The sequence below is a fragment of the Pseudomonas parafulva genome (assembly GCF_002021815.1).
Lineage (GTDB): Bacteria > Pseudomonadota > Gammaproteobacteria > Pseudomonadales > Pseudomonadaceae > Aquipseudomonas > Aquipseudomonas parafulva_B.
The window spans coordinates 77,159-92,377 of record NZ_CP019952.1 but is presented as its reverse complement, the minus strand read 5'-3'; the positions used below and the strand labels follow the sequence as shown (position 1 = coordinate 92,377).

The 15,219-nt window shown below is 57.8% G+C and carries 16 protein-coding genes; all 16 read right to left on the bottom strand.

Going from position 1 to position 15,219, the window contains the following annotated elements:
• Positions 1 to 139: 139 nt before the first annotated feature.
• The 16 genes from traF to trbG all read right to left on the bottom strand — a co-directional run bounded on the left by traF (position 140) and on the right by trbG (position 15,213).
• Positions 140 to 679 carry a conjugative transfer signal peptidase TraF gene (gene traF, locus B2J77_RS00460; protein WP_058603672.1) on the bottom strand — a complete coding sequence of 180 codons (540 nt, stop codon included), beginning with the start codon at positions 677 to 679 and terminating at the stop codon, positions 140 to 142.
• A complete protein-coding gene (locus B2J77_RS00455) occupies positions 676 to 2,514 on the bottom strand; it encodes a type IV secretory system conjugative DNA transfer family protein (RefSeq protein WP_023532289.1) in 1,839 nt (612 codons plus the stop codon). Before B2J77_RS00455 ends, traF begins: the two co-directional genes overlap by 4 nt.
• Before the next feature lie 46 nt (positions 2,515 to 2,560).
• Positions 2,561 to 3,100 (bottom strand): IncP plasmid survival protein KfrC family protein, encoded by a 540-nt coding sequence (locus tag B2J77_RS00450; protein ID WP_058638721.1) that lies wholly within the window; start codon positions 3,098 to 3,100, stop codon positions 2,561 to 2,563.
• Positions 3,101 to 3,110: 10 nt separating this feature from the next.
• Positions 3,111 to 3,875 (bottom strand): TraX family protein, encoded by a 765-nt coding sequence (locus B2J77_RS00445; protein WP_078477774.1) that lies wholly within the window; start codon positions 3,873 to 3,875, stop codon positions 3,111 to 3,113.
• The gene (locus B2J77_RS00440) at positions 3,872 to 5,572 is read right to left on the bottom strand and encodes a T6SS phospholipase effector Tle1-like catalytic domain-containing protein (protein ID WP_058638723.1); all 1,701 of its coding nucleotides are present in this window, start codon (positions 5,570 to 5,572) and stop codon (positions 3,872 to 3,874) included. Before B2J77_RS00440 ends, B2J77_RS00445 begins: the two co-directional genes overlap by 4 nt.
• A 69-nt stretch (positions 5,573 to 5,641) precedes the next feature.
• On the bottom strand, positions 5,642 to 6,100 hold the full coding sequence (locus tag B2J77_RS00435) for a hypothetical protein (protein WP_058638724.1): 459 nt from the start codon (positions 6,098 to 6,100) through the stop codon (positions 5,642 to 5,644).
• Positions 6,101 to 6,360: 260 nt separating this feature from the next.
• Positions 6,361 to 8,055: a T6SS phospholipase effector Tle1-like catalytic domain-containing protein gene (locus B2J77_RS00430; protein ID WP_078477773.1), complete on the bottom strand. Its 1,695-nt coding sequence runs from the start codon at positions 8,053 to 8,055 to the stop codon at positions 6,361 to 6,363.
• 66 nt (positions 8,056 to 8,121) lie between these two features.
• Entirely contained in the window at positions 8,122 to 8,571 is a 450-nt protein-coding gene (locus B2J77_RS00425; protein ID WP_058638726.1) for a hypothetical protein, read from the bottom strand.
• Positions 8,572 to 8,927: 356 nt separating this feature from the next.
• Positions 8,928 to 9,533, bottom strand: coding sequence for a hypothetical protein (locus B2J77_RS00415; protein ID WP_058638728.1), 606 nt, complete (start codon positions 9,531 to 9,533; stop codon positions 8,928 to 8,930).
• Positions 9,534 to 9,543: 10 nt separating this feature from the next.
• Positions 9,544 to 9,846 (bottom strand): TrbM/KikA/MpfK family conjugal transfer protein, encoded by a 303-nt coding sequence (locus tag B2J77_RS00410; RefSeq protein WP_058638729.1) that lies wholly within the window; start codon positions 9,844 to 9,846, stop codon positions 9,544 to 9,546.
• A gap of 16 nt (positions 9,847 to 9,862) precedes the next feature.
• Positions 9,863 to 11,518 (bottom strand): P-type conjugative transfer protein TrbL, encoded by a 1,656-nt coding sequence (trbL, locus tag B2J77_RS00405; RefSeq protein WP_078477772.1) that lies wholly within the window; start codon positions 11,516 to 11,518, stop codon positions 9,863 to 9,865.
• Positions 11,515 to 11,682, bottom strand: coding sequence for a hypothetical protein (locus tag B2J77_RS21235; protein ID WP_153302475.1), 168 nt, complete (start codon positions 11,680 to 11,682; stop codon positions 11,515 to 11,517). Before B2J77_RS21235 ends, trbL begins: the two co-directional genes overlap by 4 nt.
• The gene (gene trbJ, locus B2J77_RS00400; RefSeq protein ID WP_058638731.1) at positions 11,679 to 12,467 is read right to left on the bottom strand and encodes a P-type conjugative transfer protein TrbJ; all 789 of its coding nucleotides are present in this window, start codon (positions 12,465 to 12,467) and stop codon (positions 11,679 to 11,681) included. The genes B2J77_RS21235 and trbJ overlap by 4 nt, the downstream gene beginning before the upstream one ends.
• Before the next feature lie 17 nt (positions 12,468 to 12,484).
• Positions 12,485 to 13,870, bottom strand: a complete 1,386-nt coding sequence (locus tag B2J77_RS00395) for a TrbI/VirB10 family protein (protein ID WP_058638732.1) — start codon at positions 13,868 to 13,870, stop codon at positions 12,485 to 12,487.
• Between the two features lie 6 nt (positions 13,871 to 13,876).
• Positions 13,877 to 14,320, bottom strand: a complete 444-nt coding sequence (locus tag B2J77_RS00390; RefSeq protein WP_228385159.1) for a conjugal transfer protein TrbH — start codon at positions 14,318 to 14,320, stop codon at positions 13,877 to 13,879.
• 2 nt (positions 14,321 to 14,322) lie between these two features.
• Complete coding sequence (gene trbG, locus B2J77_RS00385) at positions 14,323 to 15,213, bottom strand: P-type conjugative transfer protein TrbG (protein ID WP_058638734.1); 891 nt, start codon at positions 15,211 to 15,213, stop codon at positions 14,323 to 14,325.
• Positions 15,214 to 15,219 lie beyond the last annotated feature (6 nt).

The window sequence follows — 15,219 nt, the reverse complement described above, 5'->3', positions numbered from 1 at the left end:
TTAATTCGGAGGCTCTAGAACGGGCGTTCCAGATGATCAGGAGGGTGCTTCAATAGTAGCAAAAAAGCATCAATTGCCAAGTACCATGACTGCAATTATTTGCTTGGATTAGTGAGGCTGGGGATTAAACCCCCAGCGCTCAACGTGGCTCGCGCTGCCATACCAGCCAAGGCCTGACCACTTCGTTCACCTGCTTGCGCGGCAAGACCCCGAAATAGCGACCGTCGAACGACAAGCTGCTGTAGTCGGAGAGCAGAAGCACCTCGCTGTCCGCCAGGCGCAGGTGAGCCTGAGGCGGGCGTGGCATGCTCCGCCCACTGGGGTCCTTGGCCAGCGGCTGGCTGCGCACCTGCAACTGACCATTGACCCGCACGCCCGTCTCGGCAAAGTCCACCTCGTCGTCCGCCACGGCCACAAGGCGCTTGAGCATGTGCATGTAGCCGCCAGGGCATGATCCGCTGCCCAGGTAGCCACGGCTGTGGGCCAGATCGAACAGAGGTTGCTCGGGCGGGCAGAACATCACCAGGTCGCCTTTGGCCGGCGTCTTGTCGACTACCCAATAGATACCGGGCGGGAAACTACTGGTCACGTTGATCCTGGCGCCGCAGTGCAGCGCCAGGGGCAACAGCAGGAAACACAGGATCGCCACGGCGGCAGCCACGCTCAGCGGTCGTTTCATGCCGGGGTCGCAGTGTCCCGCAGGTCGATGGTGCGATCGCTCTCGCGCGGCGCAGGCACCTTGGCGCGGGCCAGGAAGATCGGGTCCTGGAAGTACAACGGCTGCTTGCCGTAGAACGCCGGGTAACCTGCACAGTACACCACCATGTCGCCGGCTTCCTGAATGTTGCCCTGGCTGTCCTTGCGCGGGCCAGGCATGCGCAGGGCTTCGTCGGTGGTGAGCAAGGGGCGCTGGACCTCCTGAATAGTGCGCGAAACCTGCCCGAGCAACGCACTGGAGCGGCGCCCGCTGGTGGTGATCTGCTCTTTCACGATGGTAGTCTGGCCTGTCAGCTTGGACAGATGCTCGGCGGTTTCCACGCGGTTAGGCGGGTAGGCGTTCTGGATATGGCAGTTGGAGGTGATGCTCTCGTTCTGCCCGTAGAATTCCTGCAACTGCGACAAGTCCTGGATGATCAGGTAGCACTTGATGCCGTAGCCGGCCACGAACGCCAACGACTCCTGCATGATGTCCAGCTTGCCCAGGCTTGGGAACTCATCGAGCATCATCAACAGGCGGTGCTTGTAGTGGGCCTTGGGCCGGCCGTCCTCGAAGTCCATCTTGTCGGCCAGCAGCCGCACGATCATGTTCACCAGAATTCGCACCAGCGGGCGCAGGCGCGCCTTGTCGTTGGGCTGGGTGATGATGAACAGGCTGACCGGGTCATCGTGGTTCATCAGGTCGCGGATCTTGAACTCCGAGCGCGCCACGTTGCGGGCCACGATCGGGTCGCGGAACAGCGACAGGTAGGATTTGGCGGTAGAGAGCACCGAGCCGGCTTCCTCGGCCGGCCGATCGAGCATGTCACGCGCGGCAGAGCCCACCAGCGGGTGGTTTTCGCCGTCCAGGTGACCGTAATGGGTCATCTCTTCCCACAGCTCCGCAATGGGCCGGGACGGATCGGCCAGCATGGCATCGAGCATCGGCAGGCTGGCCACGCCCCCTTCATCCTGGGCGCGGTAGCACAGGTGCAGGATGCAGCCGACCAGCATGGCCTGCGAAGTCTTCTGCCAATGGTCGTTCAGGCCCTTGCCGTCAGGGTCGACGATCAGCGTGGCCAGGTTCTGTACATCCCCCACCTCGAACTCGGTGCCCAGGCGAATCTCTTCCAGCGGGTTCCAACCCACGCAGCCATTGGCGGTCGCCGGTTCGAAACGCAGCACACGGTTGCCCGCATGCTGCTGGCGCCACCCTGCGGTCAACGCCCACAGCTCACCCTTGAGGTCCGTGATCACAGCGCTGTGCTTCCACGACAGCAAGGTAGGAATCACCAGCCCCACGCCCTTACCACTGCGCGTGGGGGCAAAGGTGAGGATGTGTTCCGGCCCGTTGTGACGCAGGTAATGCAGCTTGTTGCGCTTATCGAGCCAGGCGCCGACGTACACGCCTTCATCGGCCAGCAAACCCGCGCTCTGGATGTCCTTGTGCCCACCCCAGCGCGCCGAACCGTGCAGGAAGGCGTTGGCCTGGGCACTGTTGTTGGTGATCATGCGCACCACCACCACGGCAATCAGGCCAACCCCTGTGACCAGTACTCCGACGGAGCCTGCGGTCATCAGCGCGTCCTGCTGTTCGGTCGACCAGCGAGCGGCCCACACCAGGATCATCCAAGGGGCATAGACCCCGTTGAGGTTAGGCCCAAGGGCGGCGTGATAGTTGAACAGATAGGCGAAATATTGCGTGGCAGTGGCCAACCCGGCGAGCAGAAACGCCAGCGCCAGCAAAGCTTGCCAACGGCTGGCGCCGCCGCGTCTCTCGCCGCGAATTTGCGGCCCAACGGCGTTGTTGTGCTTCATGGATGGGCTCCGGAAAGGATGAAGTGAGTGGGAAAAAGGGCTGGAATCATGGCGATGGTGTCCGGCCACGGCTCAGCTCTTGGGTGAGGCTGCGGCGCTGTGTTTCGGTCAAGCTGCGCTCAGCCTGGCGTTGCAGGCTCCATTGCTCGACCAGCTCAGGTTGCTGGGCTCGTAACTGGCGCGCTGCCATTTCCTCGATACGAGGGGAGTACAGACCCATGCCATGGTGCAGGTCCTGCACCCGCTCCAGGCGTGCCTGCAACTGTTGCAGGCGTGCCTGGCAGCGCTGGTTCGCCTGTTCCCAGGCAGCACGCGTGGAGGGCAGGGCGATCATGCCTGGGCGTGAAGCCATGTTCTGCTGCAATTGCGCTTGCTGGCGATCGAGCATGTTCTCCAGCCGCTGTTCCAGCGCACCCGCCTGATCGGCTTTCTGCTCCACCAGTTCGCCAAGGGCCTGATCATAGCGGGCCTGCACCGAACTGCCCTGCAGCAGTGCAGCCTGCTCGGCTGCCAATGCCTGGACCTGCGCCTCGATCCCTTGGCCGGCATCATCGGCCGGCGGGTTGATGGGGGTGGGCATTTTCATCAAGCACTCCTCAAATCAGGAACAGGTAGCCGGCCTTGGCCATGGGGATACGGATCAGCCAAAGCGCCGCAAGGTGCAGGGGGTAATAGGCATAGAACAGCCAGCGCCACCGCGGCACGTTCAGTGACAGGCCGCGCGCCAGCAGCACGAGGGGCAGGGCAGCCATGGCCCAGGCATTGCCATTGATATAGGTAAGCGATGCCAACGAGAGCACTGCGCCCAATGCGGCTATCGGATTGGGACGGCGGACGAACCAGGTTGTACACAGCCCCAGCAGCACCGCCGGCCACCAGAACTCCACCAGTGCGCCACCCAGCACGCATACCATCAGCGCCACGAACCACGCCCAGCGTTGGCCTGCCAAGGCGAGCTCGCAGGCGGCCAGGGTGAGCGTAATCACCAGCAGGGTGAAGAGGATGTTCAAGGGGTAGTAGCCATACCACCACAGCCCGCCCAAGGCGATGAACGGCGGCGTGGCGAGCACGCCGAAGCCCAGCAGGCGCCAGGCGGTACGCCGGTGGCCGCCATTGGGCCAAGCCGTTGGGCGCGCCAGGTTGTAGCTCAGCACCATCACGAACAGCGGCATCGCGATACGGCCAGCTTCGAACAGGTAGGGAAGCGTCTCGTTGAACAGGTACTTGTTCACGTGATCGCCGGTCATCAACAGCAATGCCAGCCACTTCAACGCTTCGAGCGCACCGGTCTGGAATCGAATGCCCGGGGCTGCTACCTGATCGGCAGGGGCGGGGGTGCAATGCGTGCTGGTGAGTGTCATCTGCGCATCGCCTGGCCCAGTCCTGTTTCGAGGGAGAGTTTGGGTGCCATGTCGCGCGCGACCTCGCCAAGCCCCTTCTCGTTGACGATGGCCGTGCTTTTACCAATCTGGAAATTACGATTGGGGTCCACATCACGACGGTCGTGAATCACGAACTGATCGGAGCGCCCCACCTTCTGCAAGATGTGGTGATCATCCATGTCCACGACCATGCCACTGGTGGCAGAGCGGCCCTCTTGCCCAGCGTCGCGAATGCTGGCCCCAGGGTTTAGCGACTTAGCCTTTTCCTCCATTGCCTTGTGGGATTCACTACGTTGGCGGGCCTGAGTGTCTTCCTCGCCCGGGCGATTTTTCTGACCGGGTATGGGAACAGGTTGCAGGTTCAGGCTAGAGATGTAGGCCTGGTCGGGCCTGGACTGCGTCATTGCAGCCTTCATGGCTTGGCTCTGCGCCGTGGACTGCGCATTCAACTGCTTGAGCTGCTTATCGAAGAGGTCGTCGCCCATCTTGTCGACAGTTTGACTGACTTCGGGACGCTTACCCACGAATTCCGCAGCCCGGTTCTTGAGTTGATCGCCCGCTTTCTCGAACCATGTCCCGACCGTCTCCACGCCACGCTGGATCCGCGTTTTGCTCAGCGAGTCGTCGTTTTCAAAAATCACGCCTCGACCATTGGTCTCGTGATCGAACGGCCGAGTCTGGCGGTTGGAACTCAATACCGTGCCTCGCTCACCGATGAACGGCGTATTGTCCAGCACGGAGTATGAACCGTCCTCACCTTGCTTGAACGCCTCGTTGCCAGCCGTGAGCCGGGAATCGATCAACGCTTCCTGAACCTTTGCAGGGTCCCTGATGATGTCGTTGTAGCGGCCGACGCGTTGAAGATCCTCTGGCAACATGGGCTTAAGATCGAAGCCTGCGTCCTGAAGGCTGTTGTACATGTGGGCAAGTGGCCCCGCCGCCAGGTCATCATTTCTATACCCACCCCCAACCTGCGAATGCGCGCCAGGGTACTTCACTTCCTCGATCTTGGAGTTGTCATCATTGCGCAGCGCACTGGTCAACCGGAACGTACCGCGGTATTCGTTACTGGCCACCAGATGAGTGGTGGAGTCGACGTTCTTGCTGATTTCCAGGTTCTTGCCCAAGTGCTCGTCGGACAAGGCGTTCCCATAGGAAGCAACGGTATCGAAGATCGCCAACTTGTGAACGTGAGCTTGTCCGGGAGGAATCAGGTATTCGCCCGTGCTTTTGCCTTGGTCATCGAGCTTGGGCACACCACGATCGATGAACTCGTTGGCCAAGGCACGCGACTGGGCAGCACCACGGCTGAAACCGACGATGTTTACATCGACTTTCTGATCCGGGTATTTGTTATGGAACGCCACGATGGCGTTGTACGCCTGCTCAACCCGCTCCTGCCCGCCCAGGCCCGTCCCACCTTCCAGTGCCGAGCGAACGGACGTCTGTGCCTGACTGCCGACGCCGTCGAAGTACACCTTCTCGGACTGTCCCGTACGCAAGGTACTGTCGTACTGAGCGGGCGCGTGACCGGAGTTTCTGGCCAAGTTGGTACCTTGGGCATTATCCAGGTCGTACAGGCGAGCCACGTTCGTGTGCATGCCTTTAGGTTGGTCCAGGTCTTTGTTATTCCCGGTGCCATCAAAAAAGACCGAAAATCGCAGAGCGTCGCTCATGTCACGTCCCTATGCAGTTGTAAGGCTTGAGTGGTCGCGAGCCGGCGTGCATACCACGCCGGTACGCGGTCAGGCGTCTCGTTTGTTCAGCGTGATGATGAGATCACGAACTGCATCACCTGCCGCCCCGATGTAACCTTTGTAGAACTCCCTGCCCTGATGCAGTAATGGCGAACCGTCCATCGATTCTGCGGCCGCTTCGACGGTCGCAGAACCGTACTCTTCGCTCATCGCCTCGACACTGCGCGCTCGTGCGGCAGGATCGTCGTAGGGTTTCTGATACCAGCTCGACACTTGGTATTCGACGCCTTCACGTTCGAACTTTTCATTCATGCGCGCCGCCAGTGCGATCAACGACTCACGTATCAGCGTCGGGTCGATATCGTGCGCTTTCATGTACGCCTCAACGCGGACCTGAGCAGCTGCGATCAGGTCACCATGGGTGTAACCCTCCATGGGCGGGAAGACACCGTCGGGGAGCTTCATGCCAGGGGTGTAGGGGTGGTAGGTGTAGTCTTTATCAGCCATGGTTGGCTCCTTTGCGTGAACAGGGGAATTGATCAGCAGCGCTACCAGACTGGTAGTCAGTGCAAGGGCCACAAGGCCGATGCGTGAGGGTTGGTAGTGCCATCGAGGTCGTAGTTTCACAGGGTTCATCGTTGACTCCCGCCATAATGTTTTGATCTCAAAATGCTCTAAAGGCTGGCCATTTTTTTGACCCTTTGAGAGTGCCATACTAGTGCAAGTGTTCGAATGCCCTAGCGCCTCGCAAGCAGCATGCCTATTGCTCAACGACGTTTGAAACTTGGTGAATCATGAGTGATCCCCTCCATGACCGACGGCCTCAGCGGCCGATCCTCGTTACCTTTACTATGCAAAATTGCAGTGCTCCTGCCCACTTCAATCGTTTGACTGGGTTTTAGATCACGCCGATCATGAATGACAAAATTTTCTGACTGACCAACTTTCTGAAGAACGTGATAGTCGTCCATGGCGATCAGCATCCCACTGGTCGCTTTACGCTCAGTCTCTGAGGCTGCACTGACGATGGCAGATGGATTCATATCAACCGCTTTTTGCTCCATCACTTTAAAAGACTGGACACGTTGCGGGTCTTGCAAGAGCGGTTGATGATCTAACACATTGCGCAGAGGGGTCGGCACAGGCTTCAAATCAAGGCTCTCGATGTACGCAGCAGTAGGACGTGAAGTAGTGAGCTCACTTGATAATAACGACATCTGCTCCTGCGCAGTCACTGCTCGCTCTGTCTTAAGCAGCTCATAGACATCCTTACTTTCTTCGATAGCATCGCTCCGGGTATCCATCCCGATAAAGCGTGCAGCCGCAGCCAATACGTTTTTGCCAAGCTCCTTCAGGCTGGTACCCAGTTCTTCAAATAGCCGAGATGGAGCGCTGCGGCTGAGCCGATCACCCTGCTCAAAAATGACCAGCCTGCCAGCGGCTTCATGTTTAAACGGCTGATTTTGACGATCAAAAATATTCAACGTTCCCCTTTCCAAAGGAAAGGGTCGATTATTGATAGTTTTAAATGTGCCGTCTTCACCCAGTACGAACGCTCGGTCGCCGTGTTTTAGGCGTGAATCAATCAGCGCGCGCTGAACGTTTTGCGGATCTTCGATAAGCTCGTTATATTGCGCAACACGCTGCACATCTTCATGTTGCATCGGGTTTAGCTCAATGCCTGCAGTACCCAAGCGCTCATACATTAGTGCCAGTGGACCGGCTGCCAGCACGTCATTTCGATAGCCTCCGCCAACCTGAGAGTGTGCACCTGCAAACCTGATTTCTTCAATATTCGCGTTGTCATCTCTGCGCAGCGCACTGGTCAATCTGAACGTGTCACGGTATTCATTCATGGCCACCAAATGGGTCGTCGAATCAACATTTTTGTTGATCTCCAAGTTCTTACCCAAATGAGTATCCGTATTGGGCAACCCATCGGTAGCCACCGTATCGAATATCCCTAATTTATTGACGTGAGCCTGACCCGGGGCTATTAAAAACTCACCCGTACGCTTACCTTGCTCATCAAGTTTTGGCACACCATTCTGGATGAATTTGTTAGCCAAGCTTCTTGCCTGAGAGGCGCCGCGGCTAAACCCCACGATATTAACGTTTATAGAATCATCCGGATACTTATTATGAAAAGCGACCAATACATCGTAAGCTTGGTCAATCCGTCCTTGAGCACCAAGGCCGGTGGCGCCCTCGATAATGGACCTTCCGGATGTCTGGCGCTGACTGCCAACTCCATCGAAATAAATCTTCTCGGATTCGCCTGATCGGTCATGGGTGTCATAGTGTCTTGGTGCATGCCCCGAATTACGGGCGAGGTTGGTGCCTTTGGCCGTGTCGAGCTCAAAAAGGCGCGCTACGTTGGTTTGGATACCCTTGGCAGCGCCCAAGTCCTTATTATTTCCAGTGCCATCGAAATAAATCGTAATACGCTTGGCGTCGCCCATCTTATATCCCTATAACGTTCGAAGTCCCTTTCAAAATGATGACGACTTGCAGCCCGATTTAGAGGTCTATTTTTCCAAACTGGCGATTAAATCATGAACACCATCACCAGCATTGCTAATGTATTCGCGAATGAACTCCCAATCCTTATCTAGTAACGGAGAGCCTCTGAGCGATTCGGTGGTGGCGCGTACCGCAAGCGCGCCAAAAGTCTCCGCCATGTCGGCAACGCTTCGACCACGATCTGCAGGATCCGCATAAGGTTTTTGGTACCACGTGGAGATCTGGTACTCGACATTCTGGGCTTCAAAAGCTTGCTTGAGGTATTTCCCCATGGCAAACAGCGATTCCTTGACTAGCGTCGGATCGATTCCACCATTGTTGAGCACTGTTTCCGCACGGACTGCGGCCGCGCCTATCAAGTCCTCGTGGGTATATCCTTGCATGGGTGGGAATACACCCTCTGGCAGCTTCATACCCGGTGTGTATGGCTGGTAGTGCTCCTGATTGTCGTTCATGAAAAGCTCCTTGGCTTGAAGTGGCATAGAAAGGCCTTGCAGCAGCAGTAACGCACCCAGAACGAGGGGAACGAGCAAGCTCCGTTTTGGACAACGCCAGCGGTGTAGGGTAGCGTCAATTCCAGCGGCAGAAGCCGTGACACTCAAATGTTCGTTTTTTTCCATCTCAGCTTTTTACCTTAGTCTCAGGTAGGCCTCATTGATCACGTGATACGCTGCCAGCCGCTTGGTTGATTGAAGAATACTGAGTATTTTTCGGCTCAGGGCCATCACCTTGATGTTCATCAAGGTAAATGCTTCAGATCCTAAGGCTTCTATCTCCCACGGCTTGGGTACTTTCACCGCTACAGAATCCATCACTTGCCGCCTACTATCAGACCTCGCGGCACATACGCGGTCGCTGCCTTAGGCTGGGCCACGGCTGGCTGCGTTTCAACGACCGGCGTCGCTCCAGAAGAGATGTTCGCCGCAACGACAGGCGATTGGCCCGGTGCGCCAGACAAGACGGCGGCTTGTGCTATCTGCTGCGTGGCGAAGCGCTCATCCAGCCAATCGGCCCACCAGGCCGCACGCCGCATCACCTGCTGGCGATAGCGGGCATTGATCGCGGGGGTACGCGAGTGGTAGTTGGCGACCCGCGTCCACAAATCGCCACGGTCGTTGCGCACATGGCCGCGCAAGCGCCAGGCGGCCAGGTCATAGGCATAGCAGCCACCTTGCTCCACATCCTGGGCAGTGATGCCGTAACGGGCGAGTTCGCGAAGGTAGCTGGTATTGAATTGCATGGGGCCTACGTCGTAGGTGCCATTGGTGTTGCGCACCCATTGCCCCGGCTTTCCGCCTTCCTGAGCGGCCACCGCGAGCACGATATTCACGGGCAGCTCGTACTTAACGGCGGCCATGACCGAGCATACGATCGGCTCTTCAAGTGGCGGGAGCGAAGGCGGGGCGTCGATGGGCATGCGCGTAGGCCTAGATCACTTTGCCAAATTTCTTGTTAATTTCTTTGGTCTTATCCGAGTCAGCTGCTGGGCAGCTGTCAAGGAAAGACTGTCTTGCGTCAGCGGTCTTATCCAGCCTGATTTTGCCTTTCTTTTTCTTCACGATATTGAAGTAGTCCGCTACCGGACCCTCGCAGCCTTCAACGACACCGGCGCCTTTGAATTTGCCAAACATGCAAAGGACGGTGGCACAAGGATCACCAGCAAACGTAGGAGTACTGACCAAGGCGGTGACCGCCAGAGCGACTGCCGGGAATAATTTCTTGGCTTTCATGACTGCACTCCTAATTTCATGTCTTTTTACTTTTTGTAAAACTGGCAACCTCGGCAGAGGGATCAAAGCTGCGGCTAGTAGAACGCGTGTCCAACGGAGCTGATTGCTTGCTCGAAGTTGCAGCGGCGCCGCCACTACTCGTTGGCGTACCTCCGCTGGTTGTACCGCCCTGCTTACCGCCAGAAGTCGCAGTTTCTGCGCCGATGCTGGGACTCATCGAACTTGCGCCAGCGTTGGACGCAGCAGAAGAAGCACTTGTGGCACTTCTACCCCCTTCGGCAGGTGCGGAAGAAGCACCTGCGCCATCACCCCCACCATTACCCTCACCACCACCAGAGGAACCGCCAAGCTCTGCGCTACCGGACTGTGACGAGCCGCTTTGCTCGCCACCTCCACTTGCGCTGCCGCCCGAGTCACCTGAGTCGCCCGAGCCGCCTCCAGATGCTTGCCCCATCGCGGAGGCCATGCTCGCCATGGCAGAGGCTCCACCGACACCGCCACCTAACGAGCTCAGTCCCATTGCGCCACCGAGTGGACTGGAGCCTCCACCGCCAGCGTTACTGCCACCGCCGCTGCCGCCTCCACCCATCAAGCTGCCCAGCTGAGACACCATACCGGCACCACCCGAGGTGGCCGATGACATGCCCTTGAATGCCGAGTACATGCTCTGGGCGCCACCCATCATGCCTTTCGCCATTCCGGCCATGCCGGCAACCGCCGACATCCCGCCAGAAGCTGTGGCACTGGCCATCCTGGCAGCTGTGGAGGCGGCTTGCATGCCGGCTCCAGCGATTGCTCCGGCACTGAACGAGCCTGCGGCGCTGGCGGCGCCACCACCACCGGGGATCAAACCGGCAATAATATTAGGGAGCGTGTGGATAAGAAGCGCCAAGACAAAAGCGACAATGCAGGGCACCAGTAGCTGCTCAACGGAGGCTCCTTCATCCATTTTTTGTAGAAGTCTGTCCATTACCGATGTAGCGATACCTATCATCAGCGTCATTGTAAGCAGCTTTAATGCAATACCGGCTACTGATCTGAAATAGCCAATAGCGATATCTGAAGTCCAACGCGAACCCCCGAACCCTAGCACAAACATGCCGGCATACGACATGATCCAGGCAGTCACTAACACCAGCAAGACATTGGCAGCGACGGCAGCTAGGCAGAGCAGAATAATAAGACAGACGAGTACGATTGCTAAACTATCGCCAGGCTTGAACACACTTAAACTTTTTGCAGCCTTTCCTACGATCTCGAAACCAATGGTAATGGGCGTAGACGGGTTGAGCTCTTTGACGCCGCCTGCTTCTGCACCTATACGCATAAATGACCTGACAATGGATATTGCGAAGTCAGGACCGTTTGTCAACAACCACAGATAAAAACCAGTGAACACTATAAAACGAATAAACTCGGCAAAAAATTCACCGATATCCGCCTTACGCATGGCCATAAAGCCAAATGTCCAAACCAATGAAATCACAGCCAAAGTCCAGAATAGTCTTTTGGCGTAGACCATGATGATCTCTGCCCACTCCGCAGAACTTTTTAAAAATTCAGTTGTGACATCATTCAGGACGCCACCGGTGTCTGAGGGCGCAGCTGCCGCTATCCTTGATAGCAGCAGTGCACCTACAATAATTGCTAACCGGATGGCCGGTCTTGTCATGGCGTGAATCCTTTATCTTTACTACGATCAGGCTTGGGAATATTCCACAGCTTGTCACTTGCCTCCTGCTGGGCTTTGGCTTTCTGCTCGTCCTTTGACTCCCAGCACCCACTCAGCAGGGCAACAAATGTGGTAACCAGAGTAGCGATCAGTATACGTTTCATGGCGTGAATCCTTTATCCAAGCTTCTATCGGGTTTAGATATCGTCCAAAGACGTCGACTCGCAGCATCCTGCATCGCTTCTTTGTTAGCGGCCGCCTGTTGCTGCGCAGCAATTGCGCCTTGTTGCGTGATCATCAAAGATCGAATCTGCATGAGCTGGTTAGCCTGCTGGCTAGCCAGTTGGTTCGCGTAGCCGAGCGCCTTCATCTGCCCATCAGCATCGTTGGCCAAGCTCTGGAGTTCCTGCAGCCTGGCAGAGTCACGCTTGATCGTTGCCTGCTGCTCCTCGATGCCTTTGAAAACGGCATCGTTGGCCTGTTTCTGGCTTTGACTGGCAATTTCTTGACTTTCAAACAACTCCTCACGATCGGCGTCAGAGCAACGGCCGCCATTGAAGCAAGGGCTGTTCTTGTAGTAATTGATATCTTTGAATTTGGCCAGGTAGCGATCAAGATCGCCAGCCTGCTGTTTGTAATACGACAGCGTGTCGGTCATTTCCGTGACACGATCAATGGTGCCTTGAACCTGCCCCCACACTTCGCCGATGGGCTTGGCAGTGTTCTGCACCATGTTCCGATATTGATCGAGCTGCGTGGTGTATTGCTTAACTTGCGTCTTGTACTCATCAATCTGCTGAAGCATCTGCGCGTAAGTTGATCCGGACGTGATTTCGTTCAACATAGCGTTTGAGCCATCAATCACGGGGATACCCGCGACCGCCCGCATGGCAAGGCCTAGACCAACCATGACGCCTGCCACGGGCTTTAGATAATGTAGAGTCCTCATCTTTCCTCCTGGGTTCATCAGTAGTCGAACGCTTGATAAGGCTTGGAGAACACCATGTCCTTGGTCACCATCACGTTGAAACGGAACCCGGGACGAATCTCCAGTGTTGGCGCAATGTTCAGGTTCTTGGCAATCATCTGGGCGGTCACCTGACCCAGTTGCTGCCCAAGCGCCTCACTCATCGCACTGCTGGCGGTCTGTTGCTGATTGCCGCCACCAAAACCATTGTTGGTATTGCGGTCCTGGCTAAGGCTGATACCTGCCACAACGCCAGACATCAGGAATGCCGAGCCGAATACACGGACATAATGATTGTTCACTTTGTCCGACATGCCGGCATACCCTAGGCCGTCGGCGCTTGGCATTGCACCGATATCCATCGCCTTGCCATCTGGAAAGACAATACGCTGCCAGGCAACCAGCACACGGGCCTGTCCGTAGGCCACATCGCTCGAATACGAACCGACCAACCGCGAGCCTTGCGGGATCAGCAGATACTTGCCGGTGGGGGTGTCATAGACACTCTGCGTGACTTGGCCCGTAATCTGGCCAGGTAGATCCGAATTGATGCCAGAAATCAGGACCGCTGGCACGACAAACCCGGCGCGCAGCGTATAAGGAGTGCGTGGGGCCTCGAGTTTGGTATCCAGTTCCCAGCGCTCTTCACCACCTTGGGCGTTGAATTGGCTCAGGCTTTTCCCTGAGCTTTTCTCGGATTTAACGAGAAAGGGTGAGTCGTCCTGGCCTCCAATTCCGCTGTTTTCATTACGCATCTGACGTATCTCAGCCAAACGTGCTTTGAACGCTGCGTTCGGGTCGCTGCGCGACTGTTCTGTCAGCCGCTGCTGTGCAGCTGCGATACGCGCCAATGCATCCTGCGGGTCCTGGGGGGCACTTGAAGAGCCTGGGCTGCGAGACGCGTCGACCCGTACCGTACTCTTGGCCATCACTGCTTCCTGGAACTGCTGCGCCTTCATGCGCCGAATGCGCTCCACTTCCTCAGCGTCGGCACTCGGCTGCCCGCCACGCGGGGGCAGGGGCGGTGCATCGAGGTTGTCCGGACGCACAACCTGAAGCCGCTCAGGCGCCTCTTGCACAGGTGTATTGCTCAGTGAAGGTACCGCTGGTGGCTCGGCCTTGCTGGGGATGATCCCGTCCGAATCCATTCCGCTGATCTGATTGGCGAACAGACTACTGTTACCGGTCTTCTCCGCCTTCTTGTCCTCGGGGTCGTGTTGCTTGTCCGCCCGATCTGCTGCCACAAGAATCATGATCAACAGGAAAATGGCAGCGGCACCGCCGATGATGTACATCGGCCAGTTGTTCACACGCCGCACACCGCTGCTGCGGTTCAACTTGCCGGGGGAGGCGTCCGGGGACATGGCATCGTTAGCTTTACTCATCCCATGTCACTCCTTGCGAACCCAGGCGCCAGCGGCCAGCAGGCGATCGTTCTGCACGCCATAGGCACGGCTCAGGGTTTCTGGGCCGACCCGCAGAATCACCCGCAGCAGCTGGGTGTCCTTGGGGGTGTCGACCACGTAGTTCAGCGGCAGCGCAGGTACCACACCGCGGGCAGCAGGCGCTGGCTGCGCCTTGGGGTCGAACTCCTGCACGGAATAGCCTGAGGCGCGCAGGGTGCTCAACAGAGCAGTGCCGAAGCCATCACGGGTTTCCTGGGCAAAACGCAAGCGGGTGCTGGCCGGCGGGTGCACCACCGCCAACTGGCGAACGGTGGCCTGCGCCAGCTGCTGGTTGACCGCAGGCGATGTGCGCTCGGCGAAGTTGCCATAAGGCCCGTTGGCGCAGGCGACCAGCCACAAGGTGGCGAACAGTGCTAGACAAACGCGCATGCTCATTTACCCCGCTGGATGGTTACGCGGTCCTGGGACTTGCCCACGCCGGCAATCAGGATGGCCTTGTCAAAAACAGTGTCGACGATGTAGCGATCGCCCTGAACTCGGTAGTTGACCATCACGGTTTCGTCATCCCGGAACCAGCCGCCGTCCTTGCGCACCACCATCAGCGACGGGGCCTCGGTCTGAGCCACGGTCTGCGGCATCTGGATGATCGTCTTGCTGCCATCGTTGTAGACCCGCACGGGTTTCCAGGCAGTGTCGCCCTCGACGGTGTAGTCGAAGCTCAGGTTACCCAAGTATTCGCCGGTTTCGGGGATGGTCGCGCGCTTGCGCTCGGTGGTTTCGCGCTGCTTGATCATGTTCCACTTCGCCAGCGCCTCTTCCGGATAGGTGAAGGCCACCTGCGGCATGTACTGGGTGCGGTGCGAGCGGAGTTTGAAGTGGTAGGTGCGGCGGTTGGTGGTAACCACCAGCGACGTTTCCAGCCCCACGTCCATGGGCTTGATGATCAGGTGCTGCACTTCGCTCGGGCCAACACCGGTGATGGCCGGCTCGACCGTCCAGCGGGCGGTGTCGCCCAGGTTGATCGAGTTGACCTGCTCACCGGCCTGCAGGGCGATGTCGCACACCTGCAACACGGCGCAGACGATGCTCGGCTGCTGGGCACCGAAGATGAAGCGGGCAGTGCCATCCCCACCGTCGACCGGCTTGATGCCGGTGGCACTGGCCTGCTGCCAACGCTGGGAAATGGCCAGGGCGGCCTTTTCCTGCGGGGTCAAGGTGGGGTTGGCGTCCGAGAAGTACAGGTCGGCCTGACTGGTGCCGGGCGCGGCCTGAACGAACGCAGGCAGTGCGGCGGCGAGCAAAGCGCAAAGATAACGGTTCATGGTCGG